This window comes from Bradyrhizobium sp. CCGUVB4N, assembly GCF_024199945.1.
In the GTDB taxonomy this organism is placed as follows: Bacteria; Pseudomonadota; Alphaproteobacteria; order Rhizobiales; family Xanthobacteraceae; genus Bradyrhizobium.
Genome location: NZ_JANADP010000001.1, coordinates 553,419 through 565,559, shown reverse-complemented (window position 1 = coordinate 565,559; position 12,141 = coordinate 553,419). Strand labels below are relative to the sequence as shown.

The 12,141-nt window shown below is 64.0% G+C and carries 10 protein-coding genes; 6 read left to right on the top strand and 4 right to left on the bottom strand.

What is annotated here, in order from left to right; genetic code table 11:
* Positions 1-77: 77 nt before the first annotated feature.
* The 4 genes from NLM31_RS02645 (at position 78) to NLM31_RS02630 (ending at position 5,946) form a co-directional block, all read left to right on the top strand.
* A complete protein-coding gene (locus tag NLM31_RS02645; protein WP_254191369.1) occupies positions 78-2,420 on the top strand; it encodes a xanthine dehydrogenase family protein molybdopterin-binding subunit in 2,343 nt (780 codons plus the stop codon).
* Between the two features lie 15 nt (positions 2,421-2,435).
* Positions 2,436-3,236, top strand: a complete 801-nt coding sequence (locus tag NLM31_RS02640) for a xanthine dehydrogenase family protein subunit M (RefSeq protein WP_254127775.1) — start codon at positions 2,436-2,438, stop codon at positions 3,234-3,236.
* A 206-nt stretch (positions 3,237-3,442) separates the two neighbouring features.
* A complete protein-coding gene (locus NLM31_RS02635) occupies positions 3,443-4,555 on the top strand; it encodes a CaiB/BaiF CoA-transferase family protein (RefSeq protein WP_254191368.1) in 1,113 nt (370 codons plus the stop codon).
* A 74-nt stretch (positions 4,556-4,629) separates the two neighbouring features.
* A complete protein-coding gene (locus NLM31_RS02630; RefSeq protein WP_254191367.1) occupies positions 4,630-5,946 on the top strand; it encodes an MFS transporter in 1,317 nt (438 codons plus the stop codon).
* A 149-nt stretch (positions 5,947-6,095) separates the two neighbouring features.
* On the opposite strand, the gene hppD is transcribed toward NLM31_RS02630, so the two are convergent.
* On the bottom strand, positions 6,096-7,214 hold the full coding sequence (gene hppD / locus NLM31_RS02625) for a 4-hydroxyphenylpyruvate dioxygenase (RefSeq protein ID WP_254191366.1): 1,119 nt from the start codon (positions 7,212-7,214) through the stop codon (positions 6,096-6,098).
* A gap of 121 nt (positions 7,215-7,335) precedes the next feature.
* Here hppD and NLM31_RS02620 point away from each other — a divergent pair, with 121 nt between their 5' ends.
* Complete coding sequence (locus tag NLM31_RS02620; protein ID WP_254127770.1) at positions 7,336-7,815, top strand: Lrp/AsnC family transcriptional regulator; 480 nt, start codon at positions 7,336-7,338, stop codon at positions 7,813-7,815.
* A 74-nt stretch (positions 7,816-7,889) separates the two neighbouring features.
* Positions 7,890-8,201 carry a DUF1272 domain-containing protein gene (locus NLM31_RS02615; RefSeq protein WP_254127769.1) on the top strand — a complete coding sequence of 104 codons (312 nt, stop codon included), beginning with the start codon at positions 7,890-7,892 and terminating at the stop codon, positions 8,199-8,201.
* Between the two features lie 132 nt (positions 8,202-8,333).
* On the opposite strand, the gene fahA is transcribed toward NLM31_RS02615, so the two are convergent.
* The 3 genes from fahA to NLM31_RS02600 all read right to left on the bottom strand — a co-directional run bounded on the left by fahA (position 8,334) and on the right by NLM31_RS02600 (position 12,121).
* A complete protein-coding gene (fahA, locus tag NLM31_RS02610) occupies positions 8,334-9,605 on the bottom strand; it encodes a fumarylacetoacetase (RefSeq protein WP_254191365.1) in 1,272 nt (423 codons plus the stop codon).
* Between the two features lie 210 nt (positions 9,606-9,815).
* Positions 9,816-11,162, bottom strand: a complete 1,347-nt coding sequence (gene hmgA, locus NLM31_RS02605; protein WP_254191364.1) for a homogentisate 1,2-dioxygenase — start codon at positions 11,160-11,162, stop codon at positions 9,816-9,818.
* A 2-nt stretch (positions 11,163-11,164) separates the two neighbouring features.
* Positions 11,165-12,121: an MBL fold metallo-hydrolase gene (locus NLM31_RS02600; RefSeq protein WP_254191363.1), complete on the bottom strand. Its 957-nt coding sequence runs from the start codon at positions 12,119-12,121 to the stop codon at positions 11,165-11,167.
* Positions 12,122-12,141 lie beyond the last annotated feature (20 nt).

The window sequence follows — 12,141 nt, the reverse complement described above, 5'->3', positions numbered from 1 at the left end:
CGCCTCGAATAAAGAACCACCGCTGCGGCTTTCGAGGGAAAGCGCAGTCAAAACAATTCCGGTCGGGAGGACCAGACATGGGTGTTGAAGGCATCGGCGCGCGCGTCGTGCGCAAGGAAGACAAGCGTTTCATTACCGGCAAGGGCCGGTACGTTGACGACATCAAATTGCTGGGCATGACCCATGCCCATTTCATCCGCAGCCCGCACGCGCACGCCAAGGTGAAGAAGATCGACTCTTCCGCCGCGCTGAAGATGCCGGGCGTGGTCGCGGTGCTCACCGGACAACAGCTGGTCGACGACAAGGTCGGCAACCTCATCTGCGGCTGGGCCATCACCTCCAAGGACGGCAGCCCGATGAAGATGGGCGCATGGCCGGCGATGGCGCCGGAGACCGTGCGTTTCGTCGGCCAGGCCGTCGCGGTCGTGGTCGCCGACAGCAAGAATCTAGCGCGCGACGCAGCGGAAGCTGTCGTCGTCGACTACGAGGAACTGCCGGCCGTCGCCGACATGCAGGCCGCGATCAAGGCCGGCGCGCCCCAGCTTCATCCCGAAGCCCCCGGCAACCAGGTCTATGACTGGGTGATCGGCGACGAGGGTGCGACGGATGCCGCTTTCGCCAAGGCCGCCAATGTCGTCAAACTCGACGTCACCAACAACCGCCTCGCTCCGAACGCAATGGAGCCGCGCGCGGCGATCGCCGATTACGACGCGGCGGAAGAACACTTCACGCTCTATACGACCTCGCAGAACCCGCACGTCGCCCGCCTGGTGCTGTCGGCGTTCTACAACATCGCCCCCGAGCACAAGCTGCGCGTGATCGCCCCCGACGTCGGCGGCGGCTTCGGCTCGAAAATCTTCATCTATCCGGAGGAGATGGTGGCACTGTGGGCCTCGAAGAAGGTCGGCCGTCCCGTGAAATGGACCGGCGACCGCACCGAGGCCTTCCTCACCGACGCGCATGGCCGAGACCACGTCACCCATGCCGAGATGGCATTCGACGCCAGCAACAAGATCATCGGCCTGAAGGTGAAGACCTACGCGAATTTCGGCGCCTACATGTCGCTGTTCTCGTCGTCGGTGCCGACCTATCTCTACGCGACGCTGCTGTCGGGCCAGTACAACATCCCGCAGATTCATGCCGAGGTGATCGGCGTCTACACCAACACCACGCCGGTCGATGCCTATCGCGGCGCGGGCCGTCCCGAGGCAAGCTACCTGATCGAACGTCTGATGGAGACGGCGGCGCGGCAGCTCAAGGTCGATCCGGCCCAGCTGCGCCGGAGCAACTTCATCACCCAGTTCCCGCACCAGACGCCCGTGATCATGGCCTATGACACCGGCGACTTTAATGCCTCGCTCGACGCCGCGATGAAGGCGATCGACTATGCCGGCTTCGCCGCCCGCAAGGCGCAAGCCAAATCGCAAGGCAAGCTGCGCGGCATCGGCGTCTCCTGCTACATCGAGGCCTGCGGCATCGCACCGTCGAAGGCTGTCGGCAGCCTGGGCGCCGGCGTCGGTCTGTGGGAATCCGCTGAAGTCCGCGTCAACCCGGTCGGCACCATCGAGATCCTCACGGGCTCGCACAGCCACGGCCAGGGCCACGAGACCACGTTCTGCCAGCTCGTCGCGGATCGCCTCGGCGTTCCCATCAGCCAGGTCTCGATCGTCCATGGCGACACCGACAAGGTGCAGTTCGGCATGGGCACCTACGGCTCGCGTTCGGCGGCCGTCGGTCTCACCGCGATCCTGAAGGCCATGGAGAAGATGGAATCCAAGGCCAAGAAGATCGCTGCGCACGCGCTCGAAGCCTCGGAAGCCGACATCGTCATCGAGAACGGCGAGTTCAAGGTGACGGGCACTGACAAGGCGATTGCGCTGCCGATGGTCGCGCTCGCGGCCTACACCGCGCACAATCTGCCTGACGGGATGGAGCCGGGCCTGAAGGAAAGCGCCTTCTACGACCCGACCAACTTCACCTTCCCGGCCGGCGCCTATATCTGCGAGCTCGAGGTCGATCCCGGCACCGGCAAGACCTCCTTCGTCAATTTCGTCGCGGCCGACGATTTCGGCCGGCTGATCAACCCGATGATCGTCGAGGGCCAGGTCCATGGCGGCCTGGTTCAGGGCATCGGACAGGCGCTGCTCGAGCACGCCATCTACGACGGCAACGGCCAGCCGGTGACGGCCTCGTTCATGGACTACGCCATGCCGCGCGCCGACGATGTGCCTTCGTTCAATCTCTCCCACACCACGACGCTGTGCCCGGGCAATCCCTTGGGCATCAAGGGCTGCGGTGAGGCCGGCGCAATCGGCGCCTCTGCGGCCGTGATCAATGCGATCACGGATGCGATCGGCAAGAACAATCTGGAAATGCCCGCGACCCCGGATCGGGTGTGGCGCACGATCCACGCGGCTTGAGAGGGAGGAACGAAAATGTACCAGACCACATATCATCGTGCTTCCTCGGTCGACGAAGCTGCCAGCCTGTTCGGAAAAAGCAGCGAAGCGAAGTTGCTCGCGGGCGGCCAGACATTGCTGCCGGTGATGAAGCAGCGGCTCGCGAGCCCCTCCGATGTCATCGACCTCGGCAAGATCAAGGAGCTGATCGGCGTCGAGGCCTCGGGCGACACGCTGACCATCAAGGCCGCCACGCCGCATTATGATGTGGCGACCAGCGATGCCGCGAAGAAGGCAATCCCCGCGGTCGCCTATCTGGCCTCGCTGATCGGCGACCCTGCCGTGCGCTATCGCGGCACCATCGGCGGCTCGATCGCCAACAACGATCCGGCCGCGGACTATCCGGCTGCGCTGCTCGCGCTCGGCGCCACCGTGAAGACCAACAAACGATCGATCTCGGCGGAGGATTTCTTCAAGGGCCTGTTCACGACGGCGCTTGAAGACGGCGAGATCATCACCGCCGTGTCGTTCCCGGTCCCCGCGAAAGCAGGCTATGCCAAGATGCGGCATCCCGCTTCGCGCTTCGCGCTGACCGCCGTCTTCGTCGCACAGACGAAGTCGGGCGAGATCCGCGTCGCCGCCACCGGCGCTTCGCAGAGCGGCGTGATGCGGGTTGGTGCGATCGAAGCCGCGCTGAAGGCGAACTGGTCGCCGTCGGCGATCGACAGTGTCAACATTCCGGCGAGCGGATTGTTGGCCGATATCCACGGCACGGCAGAATACCGCGCCAATCTGATCAAGGTGATGGCACAGCGCGCGGTGGCTGCCGCCGGCTAACATCGCGACCTAGCGACTCAACACAAATCTTCCGCGGCGCGCAGCAATGCGCGCCGCTTTTATTATGCGCCCATGCATGAAAAGCGCTTGCCTCGCTGGCGTGAAGGCGAGAAAAGTTAATCAGCCAATTAACTCGCCCCAGAGAGGAACGTCAGAGGCGCCAGCCGAACCATCGGCATCTGCCCGCGACCCGAGGAAACAACAACGTGCTCGACAAACCAGCCCAGACCACATCCGTCCGCACCTCCGGCCCTCTCGCGGGCTTCCGCGTCGTCGAATTCGCCGGCATCGGACCGGGCCCGTTCGCCTGCATGATGCTGGCCGACATGGGTGCGGAGGTCGTCACGCTCGACCGCGTCGGCGCGAAGAAGAGCATGAAGTCGGTGGCAGGCCGTGGTCGCAAGGTGATCGAGCTCGATCTCAAGGACAAGACGTCCATCGCGCAGGTGCTCGACCTGCTCGCCAGCGCCGACGCGCTGGTCGAAGGTTTTCGTCCCGGCGTGATGGAGCGGCTCGGGCTTGGGCCGGATGTCGTGCTCGCACACAATCCAAAGCTGGTTTACGGCCGCATGACCGGATGGGGCCAGCAAGGCCCGCTTGCGAATGCCGCCGGTCATGACATCAACTACATCTCGATCACCGGTGCGCTGGCCGCGATCGGCACCAGGGAAGCCCCGGTGCCGCCGCTCAATCTGGTCGGCGATTTCGGCGGCGGTGCGCTCTATCTCGTCGTCGGCGTGCTCGCCGCACTGCTGGAAGCATCAAAGTCCGGCAAGGGCCAGGTGGTCGACGCCGCGATGTGCGACGGCGCGGCGTCGTTGATGTCGTTCTTCTTCGACATGAAAACGCTGGGACGCTGGACCGAGGGCCGCAACCGCAACTTCCTCGACGGCGGCGCTCACTTCTATGGCGTCTATGAATGCGCCTGCGGCCATTTCGTTTCGATCGGCTCGATCGAGCCGCAGTTCTACGCGCTGCTGCGCGAGCATGCGGGCCTCACCGACGCCGACTTCGACGCGCAGATGGACCCCAAGGCATGGCCTGCGCTGAAGGAGAAGCTGAAGGCCGTGTTCAAGAGCAAGACGCGCGAGGATTGGTGCAAGATCATGGAAGGCAGCGACATCTGCTTCGCACCGGTGCTGACCATGTCGGAAGCGACCGAACATCCGCACATGGTCGCTCGCGACGTCTTCATCGAGCGCCACGGGGTGAAACAGCCGGCGCCGGCGCCGCGCTTCTCGCGTACGCCGTCGACGGTTCGCGAGCCGGAAGGCGCCGAGATCGGCGCGGTCACCGCTGCGTGGAAAGCGGGCCGCTAAGGCACTCTTGCGGGTTGCCACAAGGCACCTTTTGCGTCACTTCGCGTTCATGCCAGTGACACAAGGTGCTTCCCGTGAACCAGACTGACCGTCCGCGTCCCTCCCAGACCATGCGCGTCGGCGCGGCCATTCTCGGCAACGCGCTCGAATTCTATGATTTCACGGTCTACGCGGCCTTTGCCGTCTGGCTCGCCAAGGCGTTCTTTCCGGCGGACAATCCGAACACGAGCCTGCTGCTGACGGTTGCGACCTTCGGCGTCGGCTTCGTGGCGCGACCGCTGGGCGGCATCGTCATCGGCGCCTATGCCGATCGCTACGGCCGCAAGCCGGCGATGACGCTGACCATCTGGCTGATGGCGCTGGGCACCGGAATGATCGGCCTGTTGCCGACCTACGACCAGATCGGATTGCTGGCGCCGGTCCTGCTGGTGCTCGCGCGGTTGCTGCAGGGTTTTTCGACCGGCGGCGAGATGGGGCCGGCGACGACCTATCTGCTGGAGAGCGCGCCTTCGCACCGCAAAGGTTTCTTCGGAAGCTGGCAGCTCGCCAGCCAGAACCTGGGCAGCCTGTTCTCTGCGCTCGTCGGCCTTGGCCTGGCATTTCTGATCACGCCCGGCGCCAACGACAGCTGGGGCTGGCGCGTTCCCTTCCTGCTTGGAATCCTGATTGCGCCGGTCGGCTACTTCATCCGCAAGAATCTCGATGAGACGCTGGATGCCGAGGAGGCCCATGGCACCATGGGCGGCGTGCTCTCCGACATCCTCGCCAACCACTGGGGCAAGATCGTATTGTGCATCTTGCTGATCTCCGGCGCGACGATCGGCCAGTACTTCTTCCTCTACACCGCGACCTACGCCATCAACACGCTGCATTACAGCCAGAGCTGGGCGATGACGGCCAACTTCGCCACCTTCGTGAGCGGCACGATCTTCGCGCTGCTCGGTGGCGCGCTCGCGGACAGGTACAGCCTGAAGACCATCGCCGTGGTCCCGCGCATCATCGTGACGTTGCTGTTCTACCCCGCGTTGCTCCTGGTGGTGTCGTCGGGCTCGCCGGCCGTGTACGTGGTCACCGTCGCCGTGCTGATGGCGTTCCATGCGATGTCCGGCGGCGCCGGCATCATCCTCATCCCGCTGATCTTCCCCGCGATCGTCCGCACCTCCGGACTGTCGATCGCCTACGCACTCGGCGTCACCATCTTCGGCGGCACGGCGCAGCTCGTGTTCACGGGGATCATCGGGGCGACGGGCGACAAGCTGTCATGGGTCTGGTACGTCGTCGCCATGGGCGCGGTCAGCATCCTCGCCACGATGGTGATGCGAATGCCTGAGGGAGTGGAGCAGCGGCGGAGTGCCACGACGGATGCTGCGGTGGCAGGGTCGTCGCGCTAGAGCTGGCGAACTCGCTCTCGTAGGGTGGGCAAAGGCGCGAAGCGCCGTGCCCACGGTCTTTCTGAAGCAACCAATAGTGGTGGGCACGCTTGCGCTTTGCCCACCCTACGGCAGTGTGCGTGACGGCAGAAGTGCCTGACGTCTACGCCTTACGCCGCCGTATCCACCTTCAGCACCCCGCGACGGATCTGGTCTTCCTCGATCGACTCGAACAGGGCTTTGAAATTGCCCTCGCCGAAGCCGTCATCGCCCTTGCGCTGGATGAACTCGAAGAAGATCGGGCCGATCGCGTTGGCCGAGAAGATCTGCAGCAGCACCTTGGTCTGGCCGCCGTCGACGACGCCCTCGCCATCGATCAGGATGCCGTTCTTCTGCAAGCGCGCGACGTCCTCGCCATGCTTGGGCAGGCGCGCATCGATCCGCTCGAAATAGGTCTCGGGCGGCGACGGCATGAACGGCAGGCCCGCATCGCGCAGCCCCTCGATGGTGTGATGGATGTCGCGGCAGCCGCAGGCGATGTGCTGGATGCCCTCGCCGCGGTAGATCGACAGATATTCCTCGATCTGGCCGGAATCGCCGGCATCCTCGTTGATCGGAATCCGGATCTTGCCGTCCGGGCTGGTCAACGCGCGCGAGAATAGGCCCGAGGCGCGGCCCTCGATGTCGAAGAAACGGATCTGGCGGAAGTTGAACAGCTTTTCGTAGAAGCCCGTCCAAACGTCCATGCGGCCGCGATGAACGTTGTGGGTGAGATGGTCGAGATAGAACAGGCCGGCACCGTGGGGCCGCGGGTCGCGCGCATCCAGCCACTCAAATTCGGTATCATAGGCCGAGCCCTTGGCACCGTAGCGATCGACGAAATAAAGCAGGCTGCCCCCGATGCCCTTGATCGCGGGCACGTCGAGCGTCTTCTGTGCGGATGACGCGTCCGCCGGCTCCGCACCAAGCGCAATCGCGCGGTCGTAGGCCGCCTTCGCATCGACCACGCGGAACGCCATCGACGGCGCGCAGGGGCCGTGCGCGGCGACGAACTCGTAACCGTGGGTGCCGGGCTCCTCGTTGACGAGATAGTTGATGTCGCCCTGGCGATAGACCGTGATCCTCTTGGTCTTGTGGCGCGCGACGGGCGCGTAGCCCATCAGCTTGAACAGATCGTGCAGCTCCTGCGGATTGGGGTGCGCGTATTCGACGAACTCGAACCCGTCGGTGCCCATCGGATTGTCGGCGCTGATCGTGGCCGGCGGTGCATCGTGCGGAAACGGACCCATGGTGTTCTCCCAGATTGCTGCTGGAAAGAATTATCCTTCATCATCCGCGCAATGAGCGTGCAAATAGGCGACGATTTGGCTATCTTATGCACGATCCGTGCACGAAGTGGATAAAAGACGCATGATCTCGGTAGATGCCTTCGACCTCAAGATCCTCGGCGCGCTCCAGGATGACGGCCGCCTCACCAACCAGGAGCTTGCCGAACTCGCCGGCCTGTCTGCCTCGCAATGCTCGCGCCGCCGGATGCGGCTGGAGGAGGAGAAGGTCATCGCCGGCTACCACGCCGACCTCTCCAGCGAGGCGCTCGGCTTCGGCGTGATCGCCTTCATCCAGGTGGGACTTGCGACCCATTCGCCGGACAATTCAAAACGCTTTCGCGCGCTGGTGAACCGGATCGACGAGATCCAGGAGGCCTATTCGCTCACGGGCGACGCCGACTACGTGCTCAAGGCTGTGCTGCGCGATCTCAAGGGACTCTCCAATCTCGTCAACGACGTGCTGATGCCGCATCAGAGCGTGGCGCATGTGCGCTCATCGATCGTGCTCGACCGGCTCAAGGAAAGCTCGCGGCTGCCGCTGAAGGATTTGAAAGCTGGCTGAAATCGAGGGAACTACGCCATTCGCGTCGCTGGCGCGATCTGCGATGATCGGGCCCAATTTGCGGAGATTCACCCATGGCCCTCCAGCTGCGACCGAACTGCGAATATTGCGACCGCGACCTGCCGCCAAGCGCAACGGATGCGCGGATCTGCTCCTATGAATGCACGTTCTGTGCGGATTGCGTGGAGACAAAGCTCTCCAACGTCTGCCCGAACTGCGGCGGCGGCTTTGCCCCGCGCCCGATCCGCCCGACGCAGGAATGGCGGCCGGGCGTCTGCACGAGCAAGCAGGCGCCCTCGGACAAGCGGGTGCATTTGAAATACAGCCTAGACGACGTCGCGGCGCATTGCGCGCGGGTCAGGAACGTGGCGCCGGAGGAGCGATAGGTCTCGTTGGGTGGGCAAAGGCGCGTTAGCGCCGTGCCCACGTCATCGATATCGTGGGCACGCTTCCGCCGTCGCTCTTCGAGCTATGGCGGACAAGTCGCTTTGCCTACCCTACGGCACTGAGCTCGCAACTCACTCCGCCGCCAAAATCGTCCCCTCGACCTCACCGAACCCGACGCGATAGCCGTTGCCCTGGCACCAGCCGCGCATCACGAGGCTGTCGCCGTCCTCCAGGAACGAGCGCTTGGCGCCACCGGGCAGCTCGGCCGGCTCGGTGCCGTTCCAGCTGATCTCCAAGAGACTGCCGCGCTGGTTCTTCTCCGGGCCGGAGATGGTGCCGCTGCCGAGGAGATCGCCGACATTCATCGCGCAGCCGGAGGAGGCGTGATGCATCAGCTGCTGCACCGAGGACCAGTACATGTATTTGAAATTGGTCCGGCTGATGCCGGCGGGCGCATTGGCGCCGGCGGCACGCAAGGAGACGTCCAGCTCGAGATCGTAGTTCTGCGGCTTGGCCTGCTTGAGATAATCCAGCGGCACCGGCTCCTGCGCCGGCCCCTTCAGCCGGAACGGCTCCAGCGCCTCGCGCGTCACCACCCAGGGGCTGATCGAGGTCGCGAACGCTTTCGCCAAGAACGGCCCGAGCGGCACATATTCCCATTGCTGGATGTCGCGCGCACTCCAGTCGTTGAGCAGCACGAAGCCGAAGATCATCTCCTCGGCCTGTTGCTCGCTGAGCATACCGCCCATCGGCGACGGCTGGCCGATCACCACACCCATCTCCAGCTCGAAATCGAGCCGCTTGCAGGGCCCGAAGCTCGGCACGTCCACATTCGGCGGCTTCAACTGCCCGCGTGGCCGCTTCACCCTGGTGCCTGACACGACGACAGTCGAGGCGCGGCCGTTATAGGCGATCGGCATGTGCAGCCAGTTCGGCTGCAACGCATTGTCCTTGCCGCGGAACATCACGCCGACATTGGTGGCGTGCTCTTTCGACGAATAGAAATCGGTGTAGCCGGAGACCGCGAACGGCATGTGCAGCTTTGCATCACGCATCGGCACGAGCGCGCAGCTGCGCAGCTCCTCGTTGTCGCGCAGTTCCGGATGATCGTGGCGCAGCAGCTCGCTGATCCGCGCTCGTGTCTTTGTCCAGACCTTTGGCCCGAGCGCCATGAAAGGATTGAGCGAGGAGCCGGAGAACACACCGAGCGGACCGACATCAAGCCGGGAATCCTGCTCGAGCTCCCAGAGATCGAGCACAAAGCTGCCGATCGCAACGCCGACGCGCGGCGTCGGATTGGCCGCGGTCGAGAACACGCCATAGGGCAGGTTCTGGATCGGGAAGTCGGAGGCGGGGTCGACCTCGATGAAGGAGCGGAGGCTGGGATCGTTGGGGTGGGGCATTGGTTTCCCGTGGCGCAGCGGTGACAGTGTCACCCTCCCCTGGAGGGCGAGGGTCGGCTCATATTGAGCGCAGCGAAATATGAGACGGTGTGGGGTGATCTCTCAACACGGGCAGTGTTTCCCGCGGAGAGACCGTCACCCCACCCCGCTACGCATTTCGCTTCGCTACATGCGTAACGACCCTCCCCCTCCAGGGGAGGGTAAGAAATCTCACGGCTTGTTCGGATCGAACCGCTTTTCAAGCCCCTTCCAGCAATCCGCGTAATCGTCCTGCAGCGTCGACGCATTCGCGGCATGCGCTGTCACGCGCTGCGGGTAGCGGGTTTCGAACATGAAGGCCATCGTGCCCGTGAGCTTGACCGGCTTCAGCTCGCCGTTGCTGGCACGCTCGAAGGCGTCGCGGTCCGGGCCGTGCGGCAGCATGCAATTGTGCAGGCTGATGCCGCCCGGCACGAAGCCCTGCGGCTTGGCGTCGTAGACGCCGTAGATCAGGCCCATGAACTCGCTCATGATGTTCATATGATACCAGGGCGGGCGGAAGGTGTTGTCGGCGACCATCCAGCGCTCGGGGAAGATGACGAAGTCGATATTCGCGGTGCCCGCGGTCTCCGACGGCGAGGTCAGCACCGTGAAGATCGAGGGATCGGGATGATCGAAGCCGATCGCGCCGACCGGTGAGAAGGTGCGCAGATCGTATTTGTAGGGCGCATAATTGCCATGCCAGGCGACGACGTCGATCGGCGAATGCGTCAAGGTGGTCTTGAACAGCGAGCCGCCCCACTTCACGAACAGCTCCGTCGGCGTGTCCTCGTCCTCGTAGTTCGCGACCGGCGTGAGGAAATCGCGCGCATTGGCGAGGCAATTGGCGCCGATCGGCCCGCGCTCCGGCAGCGTGAAAGCGCCGCCGTAGTTTTCGCAGAGATAGCCGCGCGCCGGACCGTTCGGAATCTCGACGCGAAACTTCACGCCGCGCGGGATCACCACGATCTCGCCGGGCTCGGCATCGATGCGCCCGAACTCGGTGACGACGCGAAGATTGCCCTGCTGAAGCACGAACATCAGCTCGCCGTCGGCATTGTAGAAGTGCTGATCCACCATCGACTTGGTGATGAGATAGACATGCGCGGCCATGCCGGCTTGGGTGTTGACGTCACCGGCCGTTGTCATGGTCTGCACGCCCTGAAGGAAGGTCACCTCCTCCTTCGGCAGCGGCGTCGGGTCCCAGCGCAGTTGCGCGATCGGCAGATCATATTCGTGGCACGGTGCCGAGCGCCACAAGCCGGCATCGACCTTCTCGAACCGGCCGGAATGCTTCACCGAGGGGCGAATGCGATAGAGCCAGGAGCGCTCATTGGTGCCGCGCGGCGCGGTGAAGGGCGAGCCCGAGAGCTGCTCGGCATAGAGGCCGTAAGCGCAGCGCTGCGGCGAGTTGCGTCCGATCGGCAGCGCACCCGGCAGCGCCTCGGTCTCAAAACTGTTGCCGAAGCCGGACATGTAGCCCGGCGTCACCTGCGCCGAGCTCCGGATGATCTGATCAGGCGAGGTATTGATGTTCATGACTATCCTCCTCCTTGCAGGGCCGCCCACATTTCCTGGTCGCGCTTGTCGGTCCAGATCACGGGATCGTCGATCCCGGATGCTTCGTCATAGGCGCGCGAGACGTTGAACGGCAGGCAATGCTCGTAGATGGCGAAGCTGTGGAATTTCGGATCCATCACCTCGCGCGTCGCGGCCATCGATTCCTTCAGCGTCCGGCCCCTGGCGACCGAGACTTCGGCCGCGCCATAGAGCGAGGTGACGAAGTCGCGCGTCATCGCGATGGCCTCGCGCACGGTGGCTGTGCCCTTCAGCGCATCGCCGCGGCCCGGCGCGATCGCCTTGGGATTGAAATTGCGGATCTCGTTCAGCGTCAGCGGCCATTCGCGCAGATGCGCATCGCCGCAATAGCAGGCCGAGTGATATTCGATGAGGTCGCCGGAGAACATCACTTCGGCGTCCGGCACCCAGGCGACGATATCGCCGGAGGTATGGCCGGCGCCGAGTTGCATCAGCCGCACCTCGCGCTTGCCGAGGTAGATCGACATCTCGCCTTCGAAGGTCAGCGTCGGCCAGGTCAGGCCGGGAATGCTGGCAGCATCCTGGAACAGGCGCGGGAAGCGGCCATACTCGGAATCCCAATCCTGCTGGCCGCGCTCCTCGATCAGACGATAGGTCTCCTGCGAGGCGACGATTCCTTGCGCCTTGTAGGCGGAGGCGCCGAGCACGCGTACGGCGTGATAATGCGATAGCACGACATATTTGATCGGCTTGTCAGTGACGGTTTTGACGCGCTCGATCACCTTGTTGGCCATCGCCGGCGTCGACTGCGCATCGAACACGAGGCAGCCGTCGTCGCCGACGATGATCGCCGTGTTCGGATCGCCCTCGGCGGTGAAGGCGTAGAGATCGGTGCCGATCTCGGAGAAGGTGATCTTCTTCTCGGAGAGATCGCCGGTGGATGCGAAGTTCTTCGCCATCAGTTCGTCCTTCAAGTCTC

Coding starts and splice junctions, on each gene's coding strand:
- NLM31_RS02645 (WP_254191369.1), top strand. CDS start 78: ATGGGTGTTGAAGGCATCGGCGCGCGCGTCGTGCGCAAGGAAGACAAG.
- NLM31_RS02640 (WP_254127775.1), top strand. CDS start 2,436: ATGTACCAGACCACATATCATCGTGCTTCCTCGGTCGACGAAGCTGCC.
- hppD (WP_254191366.1), bottom strand. CDS start 7,214: ATGGGTCCGTTTCCGCACGATGCACCGCCGGCCACGATCAGCGCCGAC.
- NLM31_RS02620 (WP_254127770.1), top strand. CDS start 7,336: ATGATCTCGGTAGATGCCTTCGACCTCAAGATCCTCGGCGCGCTCCAG.
- NLM31_RS02615 (WP_254127769.1), top strand. CDS start 7,890: ATGGCCCTCCAGCTGCGACCGAACTGCGAATATTGCGACCGCGACCTG.
- fahA (WP_254191365.1), bottom strand. CDS start 9,605: ATGCCCCACCCCAACGATCCCAGCCTCCGCTCCTTCATCGAGGTCGAC.
- hmgA (WP_254191364.1), bottom strand. CDS start 11,162: ATGAACATCAATACCTCGCCTGATCAGATCATCCGGAGCTCGGCGCAG.
- NLM31_RS02600 (WP_254191363.1), bottom strand. CDS start 12,121: ATGGCGAAGAACTTCGCATCCACCGGCGATCTCTCCGAGAAGAAGATC.